Raw genomic sequence first — 23,463 nt, forward strand, 5'->3', positions numbered from 1 at the left:
GTGCGCGCGGGCGGCACGGCCGTCACGACGCGCGGCGTCGGCCCCCGGGCGCGCCGCCCCCCCCGCCGGGGGGGGGGGGGCGTGCGGCACCGCCCCGCGCGGCAACATGTCGGCCCCCCGGGCCCGGGCGCCCCCGCCGCGGGCCCCCCCGCACCCCGGGGGCCCGCCTCGTCGTCGCGGTGCGTCGCCGGGTCAGCCGAGCAGGCCGCCGATCACGCGTCCGCCGCCCGAACCGCCGCCGGATCCGCCCGACGAGCCGCCGGAGTTCCCGCCGGAGGAGCCGCCGTCACCTCCGCCGCCGGAGCCGTCGCCGCTGCCGCCGCTGGAGCTGGGGCCCGAGCTGCTGGACGGGGGTTCCTCGGCCGGCTCGGAGCGGCCGGGCTGTTCCTGGCTGCTTCCCTGTGTCTGGCTGGGGCGTTCGGCGACGCGTCCGCTCTCGCGGACGGCCTCCTTCGAGGGCGTCGGCTTCTCCTGCTCGGGGGTCTGGGCGCGGCTCGCGGACGGGGTGGGCCTGTCGCTGTCACCGGACGGGCCCGAGGAACTGCGTCCGCTGGTCGGCTCCTGCTCCAGCGGAGAGCCGGGGCGGTGGTTGGTCGGGTCCTGGTTGGGGCCGGGGACGGTGACCATGTCGGTGGAGCGGACGGCTCCGCCGAGTACGGAGCCGATGAGCAGGGTGAGGCCGACGACGACGGAGGCGACGATCGCTCCGCGGCGCAGCACACGCCGGCGCAGTTCCCACAGTTCGGAGCGGGGGCCGAGTTTGCGCCATGCCTCGCCCGCGAGGCGTCCGTCGATGGAGTACACCGGGGCACCCGCGATGATCAGCGGGGACCAGGCGGCGAGGTAGATGATGTCCGGCGCGTCGTAGGCGGGGACGGTCTTCCAGCTGACGGTGAGGATCAGGGCGGCCGACAGGAGCGCGCCGATCACGGCGGCGACGCGCTGCCACAGGCCGAGCACGGTGAGGACGCCGACGACGACCTGGAGGAAGGCGACGGTGAGGCCCGCGCCGACGGGGTGGGAGAGGGCGAAGTCCCGCAGGGGTTCGGCAAGGGCCCAGGGGTGGAGGGAGTTGAGCCACTTCACCATGGAGCCGCGTTCGCCGCCGTCGAAGTAGACGGGGTCGCACAGTTTGCCCATGCCGGCGTAGATGGAGATGAAGCCGAGGAACACGCGGAGCGGCAGCAGGACCACGCCGAGGTTCATCCGGCGGCCGGGGTAGTAGGCGTGCCGGACGGTGTCGGCGCCGTGGCGCTGCGGGCGGTCGTCGTCGCCGTTCTCGGTGAGGTCGAACTCGTCGTCCTCGTACGGCTCCTGGCCGTAGGAGTGGTACGAGTCGTAGGCGCCGACCGCCTGCCGCATGGGCGGCAGGAGGGGCCGGTCGCCGCCGCCGCCGGGGGCGGGAACGACGGGGGTCGGCTCGGTGTCCTCGGCGAGGTCGAGGCGCGGGATGGTCTGCGTGGCGCCGGTGTCGTAGCGGTCGCTCCCGTAGGCGTCGCGCTCGGCGGCGGTGCTGCGTGCGGCTTGGAGCAGGCCGGTGGCGCCGACATCCCCGGGCGCCGACTTGCCGCTCCAGACGACGGGCGCCCGCCTGCGCACCACCCGGCCGGCCGCGCCGACGACGGGAATGAGGGCGGTCTCCGCGAGGGCACGTGCGGGGCGCGGGCTCTGGGCGAGCTGCACCCGGAAGCTGGCGTGGTTCACGATGACCTGCGCGGGATCGCAGTCAACCTTGACCATGCTCAGCGCAGGCTGCTGATCATCGAACCCGGGCCGGGGCGTTCTGGTGTCCACACTCATCTAACCGAGTGACGTGGACTTAGGACACTGCCGTGACGGGCCCTATCTGTCCGAGACCCGTCAAGGCTGGTGAATTGGCCGGTTAACGCGTCGGAAGCGCGGAAATGCGGTGTCAGGCGCGGCGCTTGGCGGCCTCGTAGAGGACGACACCGGCGGCGACACCGGCGTTGAGCGATTCGGCGCCACCGGGCATCGGGATGCGGACGAGGAAGTCGCAGGTCTCGCCGACGAGGCGGGACAGGCCCTTGCCCTCGCTGCCGACGACGATGACGAGCGGGCCGCCGAGTTCGGCGAGGTCACCGACCTCGCGGTCGCCGTCGGCGGCGAGGCCGACGACGGTGAGTCCGGCCTTCTGGTACGACTCCAGGGCGCGGGTGAGGTTGGTGGCGCGGGCGACGGGGGTGCGGGCCGCGGTGCCGGCGGAGGTCTTCCAGGCACCGGCGGTCATGCCGGCGGCGCGGCGTTCGGGGACGACGACGCCGTGGCCGCCGAAGGCGGCGACGGAGCGGACGACGGCGCCGAGGTTGCGCGGGTCGGTCACGCCGTCGAGAGCGACGATGAGCGGGTCCTCGCCGTCGTCGAAGGCGGCGGCCGCGAGGTCCTCGGGGTGCGCGTACTCGTAGGGCGGGACCTGGAGGACGAGGCCCTGGTGGTTGAGCCCGTTGGTCATGCGGTCGAGTTCGGGCCGCGGGGCTTCCATGATGTGGATGTTGCCGCGGCCGGTGGCGAGCTGGAGTGCCTCGCGTACGCGCTCGTCGTTGTCGATGAACTGCTGGACGTAGAGCGTGGAGGCGGGGACGCCGTCGCGCAGGGCCTCGAAGACGGGGTTGCGGCCGACGACCATCTCGGAGGTGCCCTTGCCGCCGCGGCGGGCGACGGGGCGCCGGCCGGCGGCCTTCTTGGCCTGGGCGGTGGCGACGCGGTTCTTCTTGTGGCCCTTGCGGGCGGACGCGGGCGGGGTGGGGCCCTTGCCTTCGAGGCCGCGGCGTCGCTGGCCACCGCTGCCGACCTGCGCGCCCTTCTTGTTGGACGTGCGGCGGTTCCTGCGCTGGCTGTTCCCGGCCATGACTACCTGTTTCCCTGTTTCTTCAAGTCTGCGTGCGTGCGTATGTAAGAAAGTGTGCCGCCCGGCGGGCCGGGCGGCACATCTGCATGGGTGCTCAGCGGGGGCCGAGGGTCCACCGTGGCCCGTCGGGACCGTCTTCGATGACGAGTCCGGACTGGGTGAGCTGGTCGCGGATGGCGTCGGCGGTGGCCCAGTCCTTGCGGGCCCGGGCCGCTTCGCGCTGCTGGAGCACGAGGCGTACGAGGGTGTCGACGGCGCCGTGGAGGTCTTCGCCGCGGTCGGTCTCGCCGGCCCAGTGCGGGTCGAGCGGGTCCAGTCCGAGGACGCCGAGCATGGCGCGGACCTCGGCGAGGCGCGCGACGGCGGCTTCCTTGTCGTCGGCCGCCAGTGCGGAGTTCCCCTGGCGGACCGTGGTGTGGACGATGGCGAGGGCCTGGGGCACGCCCAGGTCGTCGTCCATGGCTTCGGCGAACGCGGGCGGCACTTGGTCCGCGGGCGGTACGGCCTCGCCCGCCTTCTCGGTGACGCGCTGTACGAAGCCCTCGATGCGGGCGAAGGCGGACTCCGCCTCGCGCAGTGCTTCCTCGCTGTACTCGATCATGGACCGGTAGTGCGGGGTGCCGAGGTAGTAGCGCAGGACGATGGGCCGCCAGCGCTTGACCATCTCGGAGACGAGGACCGAGTTGCCGAGCGACTTGGACATCTTCTCGCCGGCCATGGTGACCCAGGCGTTGTGCACCCAGTACCTGGCGAACTCGTCCCCGTAGGCCTTGGCCTGCGCGATCTCGTTGTCGTGGTGCGGGAAGACCAGGTCGAGTCCGCCGCCGTGGATGTCGAAGGCGGTGCCGAGGTACTTGTGCGCCATGGCGGAGCACTCGAGGTGCCAGCCGGGGCGGCCGCGGCCCCACGGGGTCTCCCAGCTGGGCTCGCCGGGCTTGGCGGACTTCCACATGGCGAAGTCGCGGGGGTCGCGCTTGCCGGTCTCGCCGTCGGCGGAGGGCTGGCGCAGGTCGTCGAGGTCCTGGTTGGACAGTTCGAGGTAGCCGGGGAAGGACTTCACGTCGAAATAGACGTTGCCCTCGGACTCGTAGGCGTGGCCGCGCTCGATGAGGCCGCGCATCATCTCGACCATCTCGGTGATGTGGCCGGTGGCGCGCGGTTCGTACGTGGGCGGCAGGCAGCCGAGGGCGGTGTAGCCGTCGTCGAAGGCGCGCTCGTTCTCGTAGCCGATGGACCACCACGGGCGGCTCTGCTCGGACGACTTGGTGATGATCTTGTCGTCGATGTCGGTGACGTTGCGGATGAAGGTCACGTCGTAGCCGCGGTACTCGAACCAGCGGCGCATGATGTCGAAGTTCAGTCCCGACCTGATGTGCCCGATGTGCGGGGCGGCCTGCACGGTCGCGCCACACAGGTAGATCGAGACACAGCCCGGCGTGAGCGGGGAGAAGTCACGGATCTGCCGGGCGCTGGTGTCGTACAGGCGAATGGTCACGCAACAAGGGTAGTGGGCCCACGGCAGTGCCCCGCGACCCTTTCGGGCCGCGGGGACAACTTCGTGACGTTTGTACGACGTGTTGTACGACGCCTTGTGCGACGCGCTGCCGAAGGGGGCCGCCGCCGGGTGGTTCACCCGTACCGGCGACGCCTGGGGACGCGGACGGGACCGAGGTGGCGAGGCTCACGGGGACGCGGGGGCCGGGGCCCGGAAGACCAGTGCCGTGGCGATGGCGGCGAGGCCCTCGGCCCGGCCGGTGAGCCCGAGGCCGTCGGTGGTGGTGCCGGAGACGGAGACCGGGGCGCCGACCGCGGCGCCGAGGGTCTTCTGGGCCTCGTCCCGGCGCTTGCCGATCTTGGGCCGTACGCCGATGACCTGGATGGCGACGTTCCCGATCTCGAATCCCTCGGCGCGCACGATGCGGGCGGCCTCGGTGAGGAGGGTGACGCCCGAGGCGCCGGACCACTCGGGCCGGGAGGTGCCGAAGTGGGCGCCGAGGTCGCCGACGCCGGCGGCGGAGAAGAGGGCGTCGCAGGCGGCGTGGGCGGCGACGTCGCCGTCGGAGTGTCCGGCGAGGCCGTGACCGCCGTCGGGGCCGTCCCACAGCAGGCCGGCGCACCACAGTTCGCGGCCCTCTTCGAAGGCGTGGACGTCGGTGCCGATCCCGATGAGCGGCACGGGCGGGTGGCTAGAAGCCGTCATTGGCCCTCCTGCGGGCGAGCACGGCCTCGGCGAGGACGAGGTCCAGGGGACGGGTCACCTTGAAGGCCTCCTCGTGTCCGGGGACGACGACGACCGGGCCACCGAGCCGCTCGACCATGCCGGCGCAGTCGGTGGCGCCCTCGCCGTCCGGCCGGACGATGTGGTGGGCGCGCACGAGGGTGTCCCGGTCGAAGCCCTGCGGGGTCTGCACGGCGCGCAGCCGGGCCCGCTCGGGGGTGGCGACGACCGGTTCGGGTTCGCCCTTCTCGGCGGGTTCGACTTCCTTGACGGTGTCCGCGAGCGGGAGGGCGGGTACGACGGCCGGCGCTCCGTCGCGTACGGCCTCGATGACGCCGTCGACGGTGTCGACGGGCACGAGGGGCCGCGCCGCGTCGTGGACGAGGACGATGCCGATGTCCTCGGGCAGGGCGTCGAGGCCGAGCCGTACGGATTCCTGGCGAGTGTCGCCGCCTGCGACGACGAGGACCTCGGTCCGGTCGGACATCGCGTGTTCGGCGAGGGCGCTCTTCACGCCCGCGACGTCGTCGGGCGGGGCGACGACCACGACGAGGGACACGGCGCGGGAGGCGGCCATGGCCAGTACGGCGTGGACGAGCATGGGTGTGCCGCTCAGCGTGCGGAGCGCTTTGGGGGCGCCGGGGCCGAGCCGTACGCCCTTGCCGGCGGCCGGGATCACCGCTGCGGTACGGGACGGACGCGTTTGGTCAGACATCGGGTGCACTCCGGCAGGTTTGTTTCCTCGGCCGACATGGGTATGGCCTGGGGTACCCCCGACCGTAGGTTGGGGGAGTGCCGGGCGCGACGCCTTGACCGGACCCTTCCGTGACCATCGGTCTGCGCCAGCCGCCCGGGCCCGGCACAGCACAGGGTGGGGTACCGCTGTGAACGAGAGACGAACATGCCGCAGCGCCCGGCGACAGAACTGTGGTCACAGCTTGTCAGCGGGCACCGCGGCACTATGTGGACAGCAGCTTTGCATCCGGCGCGGCTGCGTCAGGACGCGAGGACCTCGTCGAGCAGAGCCTCGGCCTTGTCTTCGTTCGTGTTCTCCGCGAGTGCGAGTTCGCTCACCAGGATCTGGCGGGCCTTGGCGAGCATCCGCTTCTCACCTGCGGACAGACCACGCTCACGCTCACGACGCCACAGGTCACGCACTACTTCGGCGACCTTGATGACATCGCCGGAGGCGAGCTTCTCGAGATTTGCCTTGTAGCGACGGGACCAGTTCGTCGGCTCTTCGGCGTACGGCGCGCGCAGCACCTCGAAGACCCGGTCCAGCCCGTCCTGCCCGACCACATCGCGTACCCCGACGAACTCCGCATTGTCCGCCGGCACGCGCACCGTCAGGTCGCCCTGGGCGACCTTGAGCACCAAGTAGGTCTTGTCCACGCCTTTGATCTGGCGAGTTTCGATGGCCTCGATCAGCGCGGCCCCGTGATGGGGATAGACCACGGTGTCGCCAACCTTGAACGTCATGTGACAGGTACCCCTTCCGTGGCTATCCAGGGTAACACGGATACGGCTTCTTCTGAATGGCGTTTTCGCAGGTCAGGGCATATCTCGGGGCTTGACAACTGCAACGTGGACGTGCTGCGGGCGGTCTGCGGAACGAGGTATTCGCAGGTCGGAGCGGCTGCACAGACGGACGGAAACGCACCCGCCACACACCGCGCAAGGCCCCCGCGCGCGGCCGAACGTCCCGATTTGCCGGGTTTCCAGTGGTGAACTTCCCGTACTCCGTTCGGCGGTCGGTCACCCGTACGGACGGATGTCGCCGGCAATCCGGAATTGATCACCGGAGCTATTCGCGGGGAATGCGGACGGTCCGGGAAATTGATCACTGCGGATATGTGAACAGCGTTCGAATGCCCATGATCGGAGGGGGTCCGGCGGGGACGGTGACGCGGCCCGGGGCGGCGCGTCGCGGGTGTAGGGGCGGGTCGGGTGCGGGGCGGGAGCGGTGGCTCGGTAATCTGTCGGCGAACTGACGCGGCCCCGGCCGGTATTGCGCCGGTTCGCCCTTCCCCGAGGCCTCCGGGCGCCGGGGGCCCGTCCCTAGCCAGTCCGAACGTTCAAGGAGATGCCGCCGCCGTGAGCCTCCCCCAAACTCCGTCCGGGGGCGCCCGCCTTCGACGCGGCGTCCTCGCCGTCACCGCCGTCGCGTTCTCCGTCCTCGCGCTCGGTGCCTGCAGCGCGGGCGAGAACGCCCAGACGCTCGGCGTCAGGCCCGACAACGCCGAGGTCTCGGTCGACTCGATCAAGATCCAGAACGCCGTGGTGATCACCCAGCCGCAGCGCGACACCGACGGGCCCGCGACCTTCTCCGCGACGATCTTCAACGAGGAATCCGAGCCGCAGACAATCGACGCGATCACGCTGCCCGGCGTCAACGGCACCATGAAGCTGTCCCCGGCCCAGGGCACGGGCCCGGTCACCGTCCCCGCCCAGGGCTCGATCATCCTCGGCGGCAAGGGCAACGCGTCCGCGGTGCTGGAGAACGGCCGTGAGCTGACGAAGAACGTCGGCGGGGTGCAGGACGTCGTCATCCGCTTCAGCGAGACCGGCGATGTGAAGGTCGAGGCGCTCGTGCACCCGGCCGCGGGCTACTACCAGGGCTTCGGCCCGAGCGTCCTGCCGAAGCCGCCGGCGCAGACGCCCGCGGAGCCGTCGCAGAGTCCGGCCGTGCCGGCGGAGGGCGAGCACGGAAGTGAGCCGTCGGACGGCGCCTCGGAGCCGGCCGAGGGTGAGGCCGGAGCGTCGGGCGAGCCGGGCAACGGTGAGTCGGGTGAGCCGGGGACTCCCTCGGACTCCTCCTCCGCCTCGGCCGGGGGCGACGCGGAGCACTGACAGCGGACATGAGGGCGCCCCGCCGGGACTCCGGCGGGGCGCCCTCATGTCGTGGCCCCGGGGACGGCCGTCCGGAGGGGAGTCCTTCGGGCCGGGCCGGTCTACGGCTCGAACTTGTAGCCCAGACCGCGGACCGTCACCAGGTAGCGCGGCGCACCCGGGTCCGGCTCGATCTTGGCGCGCAGGCGCTTGACGTGGACGTCCAGCGTCTTGGTGTCGCCGACGTAGTCCGCGCCCCACACCCGGTCGATCAGCTGCATACGGGTCAGCACGCGGCCCGCGTTGCGCAGCAGCATCTCCAGCAGGTCGAACTCCTTCAGCGGGAGGTCGACCTTGCCGCCGGAGACGGTGACGACGTGGCGGTCCACGTCCATGCGGACCGGGCCGGCCTCCAGGGCGGCCGGGGTGACCTCCTCCGGCTCGCCGCGGCGCCGCAGCACCGCGCGGATACGGGCGACGAGCTCCCGCGAGGAGAAGGGCTTGGTGACGTAGTCGTCGGCTCCTATTTCGAGGCCGACGACCTTGTCGATCTCACTGTCCTTGGCGGTCACCATGATGACCGGGACGTTGGAGCGGCCGCGCAGCTGACGGCACACCTCGGTGCCCGGCAGTCCGGGCAGCATCAGGTCGAGCAGGACGAGGTCGGCGCCGTTGCGCTCGAACTCGTCGAGCCCCTCGGGGCCCGTGGTCGCGATGGCGACCTCGAAGCCCTCTTTGCGGAGCATGTAGGACAGGGCGTCGCTGAATGATTCCTCATCCTCGACGACGAGCACTCGGGTCACGGAAGGACCTCCGGGGCAGGGATCACGGTGTTCTGGTCAGAGGGTTCGCTGTCGAAGGGCCGGTCGTCGTCCTCGTCGACGCGAGCCGGTCCGGTGGATGAACGGTCCCGCACGGCGCCCGCTTCCGGTAGCCGCAGGGTGAAGGTGGAGCCTTGTCCCTCGGAGCTCCACACGGAGACCTCCCCGCCGTGCGAGGCGGCCACGTGTTTGACGATGGCCAGTCCGAGGCCGGTGCCTCCGGTGGCGCGGGACCGGGCGGGGTCGACGCGGTAGAAGCGTTCGAAGACCCTTTCGCGGTCCTTTTCGGAGATCCCGATGCCCTGGTCGGTGACGGCGATCTCGATGAGGTCGCCGCCGGACGCGGAGATGCGGCGGGCGGAGATGCCGACGCGGGTGCGGGCCGGGGAGTAGTTGACGGCGTTCTCGACGAGATTGCCGAGTGCGGCGGCGAGCTGGCCCCGGTTGCCCCAGATGTGCAGGTCGGAGGTGGCTCCCTCGGCACCGGGCGCGGTGGTCCCGCCGACGGCCATGGTGATCTGTTTGGTGGACGCGGGGTGCCGGGAGCGGTCGATGGCCTCGGCGACCAGTTCGTCCACGCGTACGGGCTCGGCGTCCTCCAGCGGGTCGTCGTTCTGCACCCGGGAGAGGTCGATGAGCTCCTGTACGAGGTTGGTGAGCCGGGTCGCCTCGATCTGCATGCGGCCGGCGAAGCGGGTGACCGCCTCGGGGTCGTCGGAGGCGTCCATGACCGCCTCGGAGAGCAGGGAGAGAGCGCCGACGGGGGTCTTGAGCTCGTGGCTGACGTTGGCCACGAAGTCGCGTCGTACGGCTTCGATACGGCGGGCCTCGGTGAGGTCCTCCACCAGCAGGAGGACGAGGCGGGAGCCGAGGGGTGCGACGCGGGCGGACACGGCGAGGGCTTCGCCGCGGCCGGTGCCGCGGCGGGGCAGGTCCAGTTCCACCTGCCGTATCTCACCGTCACGCCGGGTGTCGCGTGCCATGTGCAGCATCGGCTCGACCGCGAGCTTTCCGCCGCGGACCAGGCCGAGGGCGTACGCGGCGGAGCTGGCCTTGACCACGGCGTCGCTCTCGTCGAGGACGACCGCGGAGGAGCGGAGCACGGAAAGGACGGTGTCGACGCCGGGCGGCAGCGCGGCGTCGGTGTGCAGAGAGGTGCGGGTGGGTCTCGCCTGGTCGCGTTCGCTCCAGCGGAACGCCAGCATGGCGATGACGCCGGTGCACAACCCGGCGATCGCTGCCGCTGCGGCAACCGCCGCGTTCACGTCCATGCCTCCAGGTTAGGCGTGGTCACGAGCATGCTCCCAGCCAAACGGGTGGCACCTCGAACACTCGTCGCTCAGAGTTCACCGAGGGGATAGAGCCGGTTCACTTCCGAGGGTGGAGCAGGACGCGTTCCGGACAGAACGTGGGAGCGTGGGGGCCCGAGACACCCCCGTACCACTCCGGACCCCGGCAGATTGAGAGAGGGACATCCCATGCGGGACGCGTACCACGAGGAACTGGACTCGATCGGCGAGGGCCTGGTCGAGATGGCCCGGCTGGTCGGGTCGGCGATCGGGCGCGCCACGACGGCGATGCTCGACGCCGATCTGAAGCTTGCCGAGAATGTGATCGCCGCCGACCAGAAGGTCGACGACCTGCAGCACGACCTGGAGGCGCGGGCGATCGCGCTGCTGGCGCGCCAGCAGCCCGTCGCCACGGATCTGCGGATAGTGGTGACCTCCCTGCGCATGAGCGCCGACCTGGAGCGCTCGGGCGACCTGGCCCAGCACGTGGCCAAGCTGGCCCGGCTGCGTTTCCCGGAGACCGCGGTGCCGCAGGACCTGCAGGCGACCATCCTGGAGATGGGCCAGCTGGCGCAGCGCCTGATGGCGAAGGCGGCCGAGGTCATCATCACGAAGGACGTCGACCTGGCGCTTCAGCTGGAGACGGACGACGACGAGATGGACCTGCTGCACCGCACGCTGTTCCAGCACCTGATGGACGACCGCTGGCAGCACGGCATCGAGACGGCGGTGGACGTGACGCTGCTCGGCCGCTACTACGAGCGCTTCGCGGACCACGCGGTTTCGGTGGCGAAGCGTGTCGTGTACCTGGTCACGGGCGAGCACGCGGACGAGCTTCAGCAGCCGACGCAGGTGGACGGCGCCTAGTCGCCGGGGGCGATTGTGCCTCCGCGCGCTGTTGATGCGCCTGCCCCGGGGGGAATGACATGGGCAGAGGCGGCACATCTCGTACGCCCTTGAGGAGGGACCCATGGCCGAATCCCCCACGACCGACCCTCAGCAGGAAACGTCCGGCGGGACGACCGACGTGACGTTCCTGCCCGTTCTCGGTGCCTGTGGCTGCGGCTCGGGCTGCGGCTGCGGCTGCCAGTCGGGGGCACCGTGCCAGTGCGGAGGCTGCTGCGGCTAGCGGCGGCGACAGCGAACAAGGGCCCCGTCCGGTTCCGGACGGGGCCCTTGTCTGTTTGACGTCTGTCCGACATCTGTCCGACTGTCCACCTGTGCGCCGGTGGACGTGTGCGCCTCGGCGTGCGTGGCCGTACGCCGAGGCGCGATGTGCGTCGGATCAGGTGCGGTAGGCGTAGTACGCCGAGTTCGGGTACGAGGCGATGATGCTCGCGACCGACCTGCGGTACGTGTTGTTGGAGTGGTACGTCAGGTACGGCACGCCCCTCGAGCTGCGGTACGAGACGATCATCGTGTGGTCCTTGGACCCGTCCTTGTCGAAGTCCATCTGCATCACGTCACCCAGATCCATCTGGTAGACGTTCGCCAGGCTGGTGACCCGCTTGGAGGACAGGGCGAACCACGAGAACTCGTTCACGCCGACCCACGAGTCCGACTGGCGCGTGGTGTTGGAGAACCACTTCTTGTAGTCGGTGGTGGTCGTCCCCGGGACGTCCTTCCACCCACCGGCCCGCAGGGCCTGGCTGACGAAGTTCGTGCAGTCGCCGCCGGCCGAGTGGTAGTTGGGGTAGGCGGTGTTGTACTTCGTCCAGTACTTCTCCGCGTACGCGGCCATGGCCTTGTAGTTGTACGTACCGGAGTTGAGGGCCTTCGGTTTGGCCGGCGCGGGCCGCGTGGTGGCCGCGCGCGTGGCCACCGGCATGGCGCCGTCGGCGACGGTCGCCCCGGTGCGCGGCTGGGCGGGCTGGTTCACCGCGATGTAGCCGTCATCGGTGTCGCGGATGCCGGTCAGCTGCCAGTTGCCCTGCCGGTCGGCGGCGAAGGTGAGTTCGTGGCGGGCCTGGAAACCGGTGGTGCCCGGCTCGTCGCCACGGATCTTCTGGTACGTCAGCGTCGTGGTCTCGGTGACCTGGACGGTGGCGTGACGTCCCCGCGTCCGCGCCTTGTCGAGGGTGACGCTGGTCTTGGCCGAGGTGTAGCGCTCACCGAGGGTGGCGAGGCGGGACTTGCGGCTGCGGAGCGAGGAGAGCGCGGAGTCCTCCTTGTTCTCCAGCGACGCGGACAGCCGTACGTCGCCGGAGAAGCCGGACGTCAGCGGCGCCTTGCCCGGGTTCTGCTTGCGGTCCACGAGGGCGTCCGTGCGGTCGGTGAAGACCGCGTCCGCCAGCCGCTGGAAGGTGGCCCTGGTCTGCGGGTCCACCGCCACGTTGTCGGCACTGGCCGCGCCGGCACTCCAGTTGGGCAGCATGGCCGCGCCGGCGACAGCCGAGGCGACCGCTGCCGTCAATATGGTCGCGCGGCGGCGCGTACGGCTCAATTTCCTTGATTTCACTGAGTTCCCCTCCTACCCGGACGCCTGCCGGGGCAGGGCATCTTTGCATGCCTGCTGTGCGGGGTGTGAAGGGGGTTGCCCAAGAGATGGCGGGATCGTTGCGCGGTTAGTGTTCCGCCCGTGACCGGCCCGGCGGAACGCCCCCTCCTCTTCCTCGATGTCGACGGCCCATTCATCCCCTTCGGACCGTCATCGGGCCGGCCTTCCGGTCTGTCTCCTTCCGTTTCCGGGAACGTCTCCGATCCGGGAAACCCACTGCTCGAACGCCTCGACCCCTCGGTCGGAACTCGTCTGACGGCGCTGGGCTGCGCGATGGTGTGGGCGACGACATGGCTGGACGACGCGAACGAGGTCGTCGCACCACGGATCGGCTTGCCCAGACTGCCGGTGGTGAGGTGGCCGGATGCCGTCCCCGAGGGACCGCGGGGCCTGCACTGGAAGACGCGCACCGTCGTCGAGTGGGCGGGCGGGCGCCCGTTCATCTGGATCGACGACGAGATCGGCGCGATGGACCGCCTGTGGGTCGCGTCCGAGCACCCCGGAGCGGCACTGCTGCACCGCGTGGACGCGGGCCGGGGCCTGGCCGACGAGGATTTCAGGGTGCTCGCCGACTGGCTCCGTACGGCCGTGCCGGACAGGCCGCGGGGCACCAACGGGCCCTGGCCAGGGGTGTCCTGAGGAACGCCATCGGCGCTTTCGTCCGTGCACCCGGGCGCGGCCCGCACCTGCGTGAAGCGTGCAGCGGCGACGGACTCAACCGTGCAGCGCGGGCCGGTAGACGAGCTCCTGGATGTGGCCGTCGAGCGTCCGCTGCCCGATCAGTTCCAGGTCGAAGTCGGCCGCCCCCCGGAAGATCGGGTCCAGCCCGGTCCGGCCGGTGATCACCGGGTAGAGCGTCACCTGGACGCGGTCCACCAGACCGGCGGCCATCAGCGCCCGGTTCACCGAGAGGCTGCCGTGCGAGCGCAGCGGTACGTCGGACTCCTCCTTGAGCCGGGCGACGACGTCGACGGCGTCGCCGCTCGCGATCTTCGCCTCCGGCCAGTCGAGGGGCCCGTCGAGTGTGTTCGACACCACCGTCGCCGGCAGGCTCCTCATCCGCGTCACCCAGGGGTCGCGCACCTCGGACTCCTCGGTGCTCGACGCCAGCATCTGCGCGAACAGCCGGTACGTGTTGGCCCCGAAGACCATCCGCTGCTCCTCCCCGTACTGGGAGAGCCGGTGGTCGAGGAGCTCGGGGCCCTGCTTGCCCCAGTAGCCGGTCCAGTCGCCGCCGGCGGCTCCGAAGCCGTCGAGGCTGGAGAAGACGTCGAACGTGTAGGTGGCGGTCATGGTGCTCTCCTCGGGTGCGGTCGGTCGTCCGTCGGTGATACAGACCGGCAACGACGACGGAACTCATCGTCCAGCGACAGGCCCGCGCCGCGAAAACGCCCCCGAGCCGCGCCATCGGCGCAGGTCGGGGGCGTGATCACGAAACCTACTTCTTCTTGCCCTGGTTCTTGACCGCCTCGATCGCCGCCGCCGCCGCGTCCGGGTCGAGGTAGGTGCCGCCCGGGTTGAGGGGCTTGAAGTCGGCGTCGAGGTCGTACACCAGCGGGATGCCCGTGGGGATGTTGAGGCCCGCGATGTCCTCGTCCGAGATGCCGTCGAGGTGCTTGACCAGCGCACGCAGGGAGTTGCCGTGCGCGGCGACCAGGACCGTGCGGCCCGTCAGCAGGTCCGGGACGATGCCGTCGTACCAGTACGGCAGCATGCGGACGACGACGTCCTTGAGGCACTCGGTGCGCGGGCGCAGCTCCGGCGGGATCGTGGCGTAGCGCGCGTCGTCGCTCTGGGAGAACTCCGTGCCGTCCTCGAGCGGCGGCGGCGGGGTGTCGTAGGAGCGGCGCCACAGCATGAACTGCTCCTCGCCGAACTCCGCGAGGGTCTGTGCCTTGTCCTTGCCCTGAAGCGCACCGTAGTGACGCTCGTTCAGCCGCCACGAGCGGCGGACCGGGATCCACAAACGGTCGGCGGATTCCAGGGCCAGCTGGGCGGTGCGGATGGCCCGCTTCTGCAGCGAGGTGTGCAGTACGTCGGGCAGCAGGCCGGCGTCCTTGAGCAGCTCACCGCCGCGGACCGCCTCCTTCTCGCCCTTCTCGGTGAGATTGACGTCCACCCAGCCGGTGAACAGGTTCTTCGCGTTCCATTCGCTCTCGCCGTGGCGGAGCAGGATCAGCTTGTACGGTGCTTCGGCCATGTGTCCGAGCCTAATGGACGCCTCCCGGGCGGACAGGTCGCGTCCACGGTTGACGGCAGACGTCAATTGACTGGCGGCCGGGACCCCCCGCTGAGTAACTTGCGGATGCCGACGAAGCCACTTACACGCCTGCCGAGGCCCCGGGGGAGACACATGTCCACAGCCGCACTGCGCAGAGCCGTCCACGAAAGCGTCTCGGGGCTCCCCCCGGCGTTCTGGTGGCTGTGGACGAGCACGCTGGTGAACCGGCTCGGGGCTTTCGTCGCCACCTTCATGGCGTTGTACCTGACGCTGGAGGAGGGCTACTCGGCCTCGTACGCGGGTCTCGTCGTCGCTCTGCACGGTCTCGGCGGCGTCATCTCCTCCCTCGGCGGCGGTGTGATGGCCGACCGGCTGGGGCGCCGCCCCACCCTGCTCATCGCGCAGAGTTCGACGGCCGTGTCCGTGGCCGTGCTCGGATTCGTCCAGCACCCGGTGGCGATCGCGGCCGTCGCCTTCGTGGTGGGCATGGCGTCGAACGCCTCCCGCCCCGCCGTGCAGGCGATGATGGCCGACATCGTCCGGCCGCAGGACCGTGTGCGGGCGTTCTCGCTCAACTACTGGGCCATCAACCTCGGCTTCGCCGTCTCCTCCGTCGCCGCCGGTTTCATCGCCGAGTACAGCTATCTCGCGGGCTTCCTCGGCGAAGCCGTGATGACCCTCATCTGCGCCGTCGTCGTCTTCGTGAAGCTGCCGGAGTCGCGGCCCGAGCAGTCGGCCGAGGAGGCCGCCACGGGCGCCGCGGAGCCGCGGATCGGGCTCGGGACCGTGCTGCGCGACGGGCGGTTCATGGGCGTCGTCGGGCTGTCGTTCCTCGTCTCGCTGGTCTTCATGCAGGGCTACATGGGCCTGCCGCTCGCGATGGGCGCCGACGGCTTCTCCGCCTCCGACTTCGGCGCGGCCATCGCGATCAACGGTGTGCTGATCGTGGTCATGCAGATCCCCGTCACCCGCTACATCGAGCACCGCGACCCGCGCCGTCTGCTGATCATCTCCTCGCTGCTCGCGGGGTACGGCTTCGGGCTCACCGCCTTCGCCGGGTCCATCGCGGTCTACGCGCTGACCGTGTGCGTGTGGACGCTGGCCGAGATCGTCAACGCCCCCACACAGACCGGGCTGGTCGTGCGGCTCTCGCCGTTGCACGGCCGGGGCCGTTACCAGGGCATGTACACGATGTCGTGGTCGGTCGCCGCGCTGATCGCCCCGCTGCTGGCCGGTTTCGTCATCGACCACTACGGCGCCGGGCTCCTGTGGGGCATGTGCGCGGTGCTCGGGACGGTGGCCGGGCTCGGGTACTGGCTGCTGATGCGCAGCCTGCCGGACGAGGAACCGGCCGCGTCGGAGATCCCCGTCCCGGATACGCCTGGTACACCGATCGCACCCGTCACGCCGGTCGCGCCCGTCACGCCCGTCACATCCGTCACGCCCGTCACGCTCACGGACACCGGCGCGGCGGAGAAAGCCGGCGCCTGACCGCGGTCGCCGGCCGAGGACCACCGATGGCGGGCCGCCGCAGCTTCCGCGCCTCAGCGGTCCGCCCGCACCCGCGACGTCGCCTCCCTCTCGTCCGTCACCCGCGTCCCGGGGTGCAGCAGCGAGCACACGAACGCGATGGCGAGCGCGATGGCCATGCCGTAGAACACGTACTGGTTGGCCTCGGCGAAGTCCATCCGGATGGCGTTCATCGAGTCGCGCATCGTCGTCGCGATCGGCCCGTCGCCGGTCGGTGTCTTCGTGTCCGGGTGGCCGGTGACCGCCTCGGCGACATCGCGGGCCGCGTCCCGTGCCGGGCCCTCGGGTACGCCCTTGGCCCGGAGCGTCGACACGACCTTGTCGGTGGTGACATGGGTGAGGATCGTGCCGAACACCGCCATGCCCACCGCCGCCGCGAAGTTGCGCACGGTCTGGGTGATGCCGGTGACCTCTCCGTACGAGGCGTTGATCGACCGGTTGACGGCGTCCGTGGAGGCGGGGGCGAGCAGAAAGCCGATACCGGCGCCGGCGAGCGCGGCGTACAGCCACTGGTCGTGCATCGAAAGGTTCGTCAGTTCGCCCGCCCACAGCCAGAATCCGACGGCGCCGAGCGCGGTGCCCAGCTTCATCGCGGGCCGCGCACCGCGTTTGTCGAGGATGCGGCCGCCCCACTGGGAGGCGATGCCGAAGCCGATGAAGAAGTAGAGGAGGAACAGCGCGGCCTGGTTCGGTGAGGCGCTGAGCGAGACCTGCGCGTACACCGAGGCGAAGAAGAACACCGGGACGAAGGCGAGCATCGCGAAGAAGAGAACGGCCGAGTCGACGCTGAACGCCTTGTCGCGGAAGACCTGGAGCCTGATGAGCGGTTGCTCGACGCGGAGTTCGTACGCGCAGAACACGACCAGCACGGCGAGGCCGCCGATGATGCAGGCCCAAGTGGTGACGCTGCTCCAGCCCCACGCGGACGCCTGCTGGAGGCCGAGCACGCTCAGGCCCATACCGACGGCGACGAGGACGGCGCCGGGCAGGTCGAGGCGTTCGGGGCGCTTCTGGTTGGGGATACGGGCGTACGCCGTAAGGACGAGGGCGATGATCGCGACGGGCACGTTGACCCAGAAGATCGCGCGCCACGTCCAGTCGGTGAGCCAGCCGCCGAGGAGCGGGCCGAGTGCGGTCAGCGCGCCGGACAGGCCGAAGAACAGGGCGAGGGCCCGGCCGCGCTTCTCCACCGGGAAGACCGCGACGACGACGGCGAGCGCCGCGGGGAACATCAGGGCGGCGCCCAGGCCTTGGGTGGCCCGGAAGATGATGAGCCAGGTCTGGGCGAAGCTGTCGTCGGGGACGCAGCCGCAGAGCACGGAGGAGATGACGAAGACCAGAGTGCCGATCACCATCATCCGGCGGTGGCCGAGGATGTCGGCGAGCCGGCCGCCGAGGGCGAAGAACGCGGCCAGGGCCAGCAGATAGGCGTTGACGACCCACTGCACGCCCGAGGTGGAGAGATCGAGTTCGTCGACGATGCTCGGGGCGGCGATGGCCACGATGGTCTGGTCGATGAACGTCATCGACACCGCGAACAGCATCGCCGCGAGGGCCAGGGTCTGATGGGGCCCGGCGGCTCCGGAAGCGGCCGTACCGGGCGCAACACTCCCCGTTTTGTCGCTCATGGTGGGATTCTCCCCCTCCCCGGGGTGTCCCGCACGCCCGGGGAGAGGGAGAGGTCAGGGGCGCCTACGGGTGCAGAGCGCGCTGCGCCTGATGCAGATTGCGCGGCTGCACGCCACCCGGGGCTCCGTATGCCTCCAGCCGGGAGTGCAGGTCTCCGGTGAAGTCGGGTACGTCCGTCTGGTCGAACTCTCGGACCGTGGAGATGGCGACGGTCGCGCTGTACGGGGCGATTCCGTCGATCTTGATCAGTCCTGCGCGTTCGTTGGTGACGGTGATGTTCCAGTGCGTGAACCGGGCGCCGTAGAGCGGGCCCGCGCCGGCGTCGCCGCCGTGCCGGCCGTCGTTGTTCACCGTGATCTCGGTGCGGACGTTGGCGAACGGCATACCGCGGTGGGTGTCGAAGGTGCCCATCTCCATCCGGCCGCGCGACCAGACGTTGTAGCTGGACAGCCCCTCGACGTTGATGCCGTGCAACTGGGTGCCGGCCGGGGCCGGGACGGTGCGCCGGGCGATGGTGAAGTCCTCGACGAGGTTGTCGTGCGAGCCCTCACGGCAGAAGTACGGGTGGTGGGAGCCGCGGCCTTCGACCCGGGTACGGCGCAGGGTGCAGGCGGACGCGGCGACCAGGCCGAACCCGTTGTCCGCGTGACGGACCGTCACGTCGTCCGCCCAGCAGTCGTACGCGCACTGGAAGGTGACGCCGTTGTAGCCCTTGTCGAGCAGGTGCGGGGACTGCGGGGTCTCGACGGCCTCCAGGGTGAGCCCCTCGACACCCGAGTCGGTGAGCGGCGTGACCGGTGTGACGAGTCGGGGGTCCCACTCGGGGCGCAGATCCAGCGGCAGGGGGCGCTCGAACGTGACCCTGTTCCGCTTCACCGCGGTGATGCGGACCGGCCACTCGTACGGGATGTAGCTGGTCAGCTTGGTCTTGTCGGCCCAGAAGTACGCCTCGGGGCCGGGGCCGTCTCCGGCCATGTGCTCCAGCAGCGTGTACTGGGCGTCGTCCGCGATGCGCAGCAGGACGAGCTGGCCGCGGCGCAGTTCGCGGGTGTCGGGGACGGTCACGGTCCAGTCGCCGCGCTTGGCGGCGCGGACGGTGGCGAGGGTGCGCCACTCGTCGCGCTGGTTGCCGGTCCAGCCCTCGAAGGGCCAGTCCTTGGCCCGGATGGCATCGACGAGGCTGTCCCAACGCCCGTTCGGGCAGAGCCAGATGAGCCCTCCGGCCCAGGACCAGGAGGACTTGTCGCCGCCGTAACGACTGCCGTACGGGCCGATGAGCTCGGTGAGGTTCTTGGCGGCGAGCAGCTTGGTGCGGGTGCTGCCGGCGCCCTTGAGGACGACGTTGCTGTGGCCGATGCGGATGACGTCGTCGATGCGGTAGGTGCCGGGGGGTATGCGGACGGTGCCGCCGCCGCGCTTGCCGACGGCGGCGAGGGCGCGGTTGATGGCGGGGGCGGCGTCGGCGGAGCCGTCGGGCTTTGCCCCGAAGTCGAGGACGTCGACGGTGGTGTGCGTGTGCGTGTGGTGCCTCGGCGCGTGGTGGTCACCGCGGTGGCGGCCGGCGCGGCCGATGTAGGGGATCTGGGGGTGGTTGAAGGGGTTGCGGCGGTACTCGCGCCACAGGGAGGAGGGGTCGGCGGCGTGTGCGGTGCCGCTGAAGACGGTGCCGCTGGTGGCACAGGCTGCTGCGACGGCGGTGGCACTGCCGAGCAGAGTGCGTCTGCTGATGGGGCGCTGACCGGTGTCCATGAGCCGCCTTCCACGAATGTGAACAACGTTCATATGGGAGTTGGTGGTGAGCATGCCATGAGGGTGTGGGGTGCGGGAAGGGGTGTGCGGGGGGGTTGTGCGGGGTGCGGGTGCGTGCGGGCCTTTGGGGTGCGGGCCCTTGTGCGGCGTCGGGTCCGGGGGGTGGGCGAGGTGCTTGGGCCTCGGGTGCTTGTCCGGTGGCGGGTCCGGGGCGTGGGCGAGGCGCCTGGGGCCTCGGGTGCTGGTCCGGGGCGCGGGCGAGGCGCCTGGGCCTCGGTCTGTCCGGCGTCGGGTCCGGGGGGTGGGCGAGGTGCTTGGGGCCTCGGGTGGTTGTCCGGGGGCCCTCCGGGCTCGACTCCTCGGGGTCGGCGGCGTACAGGTTCCTTGCATTGAGCACCCGGGTGTTGCCGCCGATCCCCTGCGGGGCCGACCCTGCACGCCCCCTCCCGGGCGGCCGAGGGCGAGACCCGTTGGCGTCCGGGCACACGCGTAGGCGCGCCTGTTTTGCGGCGCAAGCTGCCGCCCAGGGGGGCGTGGGGCGCCGGCCCCCCATGAACTCCTTCTTCTCACCCGCACTGGACAGGTGCGGGTGACTCAGCGGCGCGAAGCTGCCGCGCCAGCGTGGGGGTAGGCCGCTCGCGGCGCGAAGCTACCGCCCCATGGGGGTATGGGGCGTCGGCCCTGCATGAACTTCTTCTTCTCACCCGCACCGGACAGGGGCGGGTGACTCAGCGGCGCGAAACTGCCGCGCCAGCGGGGCCGTGGGGCGCAGTCCCGCAAGCCCCCTTTCCCCCGCACCGGTCCGGTGGCGGTAGGCCCTCGCGGCGCGAAGCTGCCGCCCCATGGGGGGTGTGGGGCGTCGGCCCCGCAAAACACACAGGTGCAACCCCTCCCGCGCGCGGCTGAGACACATGAGGTGCGGGCCCCCCGGCGTGCCGGGAGCTACTCCTCCGCGGTCAGGTTTGTGAACGCGTCCAGGTTCCGCGTCGACTCGCCTCGCGACACCCTCCACGCGTACTCCTTGCGGATCGCGTTCGCGAAACCCAGCTCCAGCAGCGTGTTGAACGCACCGTCCGACGCCTCCAGGACCGTGCCCAGGAGGCGGTCCAGTTCCTCCGGGGTGATCACGGAGAGCGGGAGTGTGCCCGTGAGGTAGATGTCGCCGAGGGTGTCGATCGCGTAGCTCACCCCGTACAGCTTCAGGTTCCGTTCGAGCAGCCAGCGGTGGACCGCCGCGTCGTTCTCGTCGGGGTGGCGGATCACGAAGGCGTTCACCGAGAGGGCGTGCTTGCCGACCCGCAGGGAGCAGGTCGTCGACAGCTTGCGGGTGCCGGGGAGTTGGACCACGTATGTGCCGGGTGCCGGGTTCTCCCAGGCGAGGTCCGCGTCGCCCAGTGTCTTCTCGATGATCTCCGCGGCCTGCCGTAGGTCAGCCATGATGCGAGCGTACCCGCCGGCGGTGTTCGTACATCGCGGCCGTGTAGACGTCTGCCGTCGCCGACGCCGCGGTGTCCCAGCCGAAGGACTCCGCGTGGCGGGCCGCCGCCGCGCCCATGCGGCCCGCGAGGTCCTGGTTCGCGAGCAGGCGGTGCAGCGCCTCCGCGTAGTCGGCGGGGTCGTGGCCGGGGATCAGCAGGCCGGTGACCTCGTCGCGTACGGCTACCGGAAGGCCGCCGACCTCCGCCGCGATCACCGGCGTGCCGGTCGCCTGCGCCTCGATGGCGACGAGGCCGAAGGACTCGCTGTAGGAGGGCATGACCAGCGTGGACGCGGCGCGGAACCAGTCCGCGAGGGTGTCCTGGCCGACCGGCGGGTGGAAGTGGACGACGTCCGCGATGCCGAGGCGCGCGGCCAGTTTCTGCAGGCCTTCCGGCTTGGCGAGGCCGCTGCCCGAGGGGCCGCCGACGATGGGGACGTAGACCTTCGAGCGCAGCGAGGGCACGCGGTCCAGGAGCAGTGCCACCGCGCGCAGCAGGATGTCGGGGGCCTTCAGGGGCTGGATGCGGCCCGCGAAGAGGGGGACGAAGGCGCCCTGCGGCACTCCGAGGCGGGCGCGCGCGGGTCCGCGGCCGTCCAGGGGCCGGAAGCGGTCCAGGTTCACGCCGGGGTGCACGACCGCGACCTTCGCCGGGTCCGCGTCGTAGAACCGGACGAGTTCGTCCGCCTCCTCCGCGGTGTTCGCGATCAGACGGTCCGCCGCGTCGACGATCTGCGTCTCGCCGATGACGCGGGAGGCGGGCTCGGGCGTGTCACCGTCGGCGAGCGCCGCGTTCTTGACCTTGGCCATGGTGTGCATGGCGTGCACCAGGGGGACGCCCCAGCGTTCGGCGGCGAGCCAGCCGACGTGGCCGGAGAGCCAGTAGTGGGAGTGCACGAGGTCGTAGTAGCCGGGGCGGTGGCGGGCCCACGCCTGCATCACGCCGTGGGTGAAGGCACAGAGCTGGCCGGGCAGCTCCTCCTTGGCGAGCCCCTCGTAGGGGCCGGCGTCGACGTGGCGTACGAGCACTCCGGGGGCGAGTTCGACGCGCGGCGCCAGACCACCGGTGGTGGCCCGGGTGAAGATCTCGACCTCGATGTTGATCGCGGCGAGCCGCTTGGCGAGCTCCACGATGTAGACGTTCATACCGCCCGCGTCGCCCGTCCCGGGCTGGTGCAGCGGTGAGGTGTGGACGCTGAGCATCGCGATCCGGCGCGGCTTGCGCTGGCCGCCGGGGAACCGGATGCGCGGGGTCACCAGGCTGCTGCCGAGGCGCGAGACATACTGGCTCACGTCGGATGTCCTCCTCGGTCCGGGCACGGCGAACTGCGGGCACGCAGCCCTACCAGCCAGCTACAACAGCGGACCCGTGGCTTCCATTTCCCGCCACCCCCTGCTTTGCCAAATCATTACCGTCACCTCGGCACGTATACCCTCGCTGGCATGAACCGTCCCGTCGGCACCGCGACCCGCGGGACGACCAACCCCAACCGGCTGCGCCGGATGGACCGCTGGATCGCGGCCACCCACGGCGCCGCTCTGCGCCGCGGCGAGCGGCCGGTCGCCGTCGACCTCGGGTACGGCGCGGCCCCCTGGACCGCCGTCGAACTGCTCCAGCGGCTGCGTACGGCCGACCCCCGCTGCGAGGTCGTCGGCATCGAGATCGATCCGGTGCGGGTCGCGGCGGCGAAGCCGTACGAACGCGAAGGGCTCACCTTCCGGCACGGCGGGTTCGAGGTCCCGTCGGACCGGCCGCCCGCCCTGATCCGCGCGGCGAACGTGCTGCGCCAGTACGACGAGGGCGAGGTCGCCGCCGTCTGGACGCGGCTGTGCGCGCGCCTCGCGCCCGGCGGTGTGCTCGTCGAGGGCACCTGCGACGAGATCGGACGGCGGCACGTGTGGGTGGCGCTCGGGCCCGAGGGGCCGCGGACGGTCACCTTCGCGGCCCGGCTGGCCTCCCTGGAGCGCCCCTCCGACCTGGCGGAGCGGCTACCCAAGGCCCTGATCCACCGCAATGTGCCGGGCGAGCCGGTCCACGCCTTCCTGCGCGACTTCGACCGCGCCTGGGCGGCCGCCGCCCCGTACGCCTCGCTCGGCGCGCGGCAGCGCTGGGTCAGGACGGTGGCCGAACTGGCGGCCGACTGGCCGCTGTCGAAGGACCGGCGGTGGCGGCAGGGGGAAGTCACCGTGAACTGGACGGCGCTGGCGCCCGGTTCCGGGTGAAACCCGCGCCCGCGGGGAACGTGCGGCCCTGATCGTTCGTCCCTGTGAAGTGGGTGTGATCTCCCGAATGACTCTGTCGCTTTGACGGAGGCCGTGGCACCATCGCGACATCAC

At 71.0% G+C, this 23,463-nt stretch carries 20 protein-coding genes; 5 read left to right on the forward strand and 15 right to left on the reverse strand.

Annotation, left to right across the window (positions count from 1 at the left end; genetic code table 11):
* Positions 1-192: 192 nt before the first annotated feature.
* The 6 genes from ABTX78_RS31490 to ABTX78_RS31515 form a co-directional block, all read right to left on the reverse strand.
* Complete coding sequence (locus tag ABTX78_RS31490) at positions 193-1,800, reverse strand: DoxX family protein (RefSeq protein WP_352210192.1); 1,608 nt, start codon at positions 1,798-1,800, stop codon at positions 193-195.
* 112 nt (positions 1,801-1,912) lie between these two features.
* Positions 1,913-2,866 (reverse strand): 23S rRNA (guanosine(2251)-2'-O)-methyltransferase RlmB, encoded by a 954-nt coding sequence (gene rlmB / locus ABTX78_RS31495; RefSeq protein WP_352210193.1) that lies wholly within the window; start codon positions 2,864-2,866, stop codon positions 1,913-1,915.
* 94 nt (positions 2,867-2,960) lie between these two features.
* Complete coding sequence (gene cysS / locus ABTX78_RS31500) at positions 2,961-4,361, reverse strand: cysteine--tRNA ligase (RefSeq protein WP_352210194.1); 1,401 nt, start codon at positions 4,359-4,361, stop codon at positions 2,961-2,963.
* Positions 4,362-4,547: 186 nt separating this feature from the next.
* Positions 4,548-5,066 carry a 2-C-methyl-D-erythritol 2,4-cyclodiphosphate synthase gene (ispF, locus tag ABTX78_RS31505; RefSeq protein ID WP_352210195.1) on the reverse strand — a complete coding sequence of 173 codons (519 nt, stop codon included), beginning with the start codon at positions 5,064-5,066 and terminating at the stop codon, positions 4,548-4,550.
* A complete protein-coding gene (gene ispD, locus ABTX78_RS31510) occupies positions 5,053-5,799 on the reverse strand; it encodes a 2-C-methyl-D-erythritol 4-phosphate cytidylyltransferase (RefSeq protein ID WP_352210196.1) in 747 nt (248 codons plus the stop codon). Before ispD ends, ispF begins: the two co-directional genes overlap by 14 nt.
* Positions 5,800-6,080: 281 nt before the next feature.
* Positions 6,081-6,563: a CarD family transcriptional regulator gene (locus ABTX78_RS31515; RefSeq protein WP_003953493.1), complete on the reverse strand. Its 483-nt coding sequence runs from the start codon at positions 6,561-6,563 to the stop codon at positions 6,081-6,083.
* Positions 6,564-7,178: 615 nt separating this feature from the next.
* On the opposite strand from ABTX78_RS31515, the gene ABTX78_RS31520 reads away from it, so the two are divergent.
* The gene (locus ABTX78_RS31520; protein WP_352210197.1) at positions 7,179-7,934 is read left to right on the forward strand and encodes a DUF461 domain-containing protein; all 756 of its coding nucleotides are present in this window, start codon (positions 7,179-7,181) and stop codon (positions 7,932-7,934) included.
* Positions 7,935-8,035: 101 nt separating this feature from the next.
* Here the strand turns inward: ABTX78_RS31520 and phoP are convergent, their stop codons facing one another.
* The gene (gene phoP, locus ABTX78_RS31525; RefSeq protein ID WP_466295925.1) at positions 8,036-8,707 is read right to left on the reverse strand and encodes a two-component system response regulator PhoP; all 672 of its coding nucleotides are present in this window, start codon (positions 8,705-8,707) and stop codon (positions 8,036-8,038) included.
* 5 nt (positions 8,708-8,712) lie between these two features.
* Positions 8,713-10,005, reverse strand: a complete 1,293-nt coding sequence (gene phoR, locus ABTX78_RS31530; RefSeq protein WP_352210198.1) for a two-component system sensor histidine kinase PhoR — start codon at positions 10,003-10,005, stop codon at positions 8,713-8,715.
* 207 nt (positions 10,006-10,212) lie between these two features.
* Here phoR and phoU point away from each other — a divergent pair, with 207 nt between their 5' ends.
* Positions 10,213-10,890, forward strand: a complete 678-nt coding sequence (gene phoU, locus ABTX78_RS31535) for a phosphate signaling complex protein PhoU (RefSeq protein ID WP_352210199.1) — start codon at positions 10,213-10,215, stop codon at positions 10,888-10,890.
* Between the two features lie 418 nt (positions 10,891-11,308).
* On the opposite strand, the gene ABTX78_RS31540 is transcribed toward phoU, so the two are convergent.
* Complete coding sequence (locus ABTX78_RS31540) at positions 11,309-12,481, reverse strand: amidase domain-containing protein (RefSeq protein ID WP_352210200.1); 1,173 nt, start codon at positions 12,479-12,481, stop codon at positions 11,309-11,311.
* Positions 12,482-12,601: 120 nt separating this feature from the next.
* Between ABTX78_RS31540 and ABTX78_RS31545 the strand changes: the two genes are divergently transcribed.
* A complete protein-coding gene (locus ABTX78_RS31545; protein ID WP_352210201.1) occupies positions 12,602-13,159 on the forward strand; it encodes an HAD domain-containing protein in 558 nt (185 codons plus the stop codon).
* 75 nt (positions 13,160-13,234) lie between these two features.
* Here the strand turns inward: ABTX78_RS31545 and ABTX78_RS31550 are convergent, their stop codons facing one another.
* Together ABTX78_RS31550 and ABTX78_RS31555 are read right to left on the reverse strand one after the other, a co-directional pair.
* Positions 13,235-13,813 (reverse strand): dihydrofolate reductase family protein, encoded by a 579-nt coding sequence (locus tag ABTX78_RS31550; RefSeq protein WP_352210202.1) that lies wholly within the window; start codon positions 13,811-13,813, stop codon positions 13,235-13,237.
* A 145-nt stretch (positions 13,814-13,958) separates the two neighbouring features.
* A complete protein-coding gene (locus ABTX78_RS31555; protein WP_352210203.1) occupies positions 13,959-14,720 on the reverse strand; it encodes a phosphoglyceromutase in 762 nt (253 codons plus the stop codon).
* Between the two features lie 153 nt (positions 14,721-14,873).
* On the opposite strand from ABTX78_RS31555, the gene ABTX78_RS31560 reads away from it, so the two are divergent.
* Complete coding sequence (locus tag ABTX78_RS31560; RefSeq protein WP_352210204.1) at positions 14,874-16,232, forward strand: MDR family MFS transporter; 1,359 nt, start codon at positions 14,874-14,876, stop codon at positions 16,230-16,232.
* 53 nt (positions 16,233-16,285) lie between these two features.
* On the opposite strand, the gene ABTX78_RS31565 is transcribed toward ABTX78_RS31560, so the two are convergent.
* The 4 genes from ABTX78_RS31565 to mshA form a co-directional block, all read right to left on the reverse strand.
* Entirely contained in the window at positions 16,286-17,899 is a 1,614-nt protein-coding gene (locus tag ABTX78_RS31565; RefSeq protein ID WP_352210205.1) for an MFS transporter, read from the reverse strand.
* A 64-nt stretch (positions 17,900-17,963) separates the two neighbouring features.
* Positions 17,964-19,649, reverse strand: a complete 1,686-nt coding sequence (locus ABTX78_RS31570) for a glycosyl hydrolase family 28-related protein (protein WP_352210206.1) — start codon at positions 19,647-19,649, stop codon at positions 17,964-17,966.
* Between the two features lie 942 nt (positions 19,650-20,591).
* Entirely contained in the window at positions 20,592-21,086 is a 495-nt protein-coding gene (locus tag ABTX78_RS31575; protein ID WP_352210207.1) for a type III secretion system chaperone family protein, read from the reverse strand.
* Positions 21,079-22,419: a D-inositol-3-phosphate glycosyltransferase gene (mshA, locus tag ABTX78_RS31580; RefSeq protein ID WP_352210208.1), complete on the reverse strand. Its 1,341-nt coding sequence runs from the start codon at positions 22,417-22,419 to the stop codon at positions 21,079-21,081. The genes ABTX78_RS31575 and mshA overlap by 8 nt, the downstream gene beginning before the upstream one ends.
* 150 nt (positions 22,420-22,569) lie before the next feature.
* Between mshA and ABTX78_RS31585 the strand changes: the two genes are divergently transcribed.
* Positions 22,570-23,349, forward strand: coding sequence for a class I SAM-dependent methyltransferase (locus ABTX78_RS31585; RefSeq protein ID WP_352210209.1), 780 nt, complete (start codon positions 22,570-22,572; stop codon positions 23,347-23,349).
* The last annotated feature ends 114 nt before the right edge of the window (positions 23,350-23,463 follow it).

The organism is Streptomyces sp. NPDC096193 (assembly GCF_040302905.1).
In the GTDB taxonomy this organism is placed as follows: domain Bacteria; phylum Actinomycetota; class Actinomycetes; order Streptomycetales; family Streptomycetaceae; genus Streptomyces.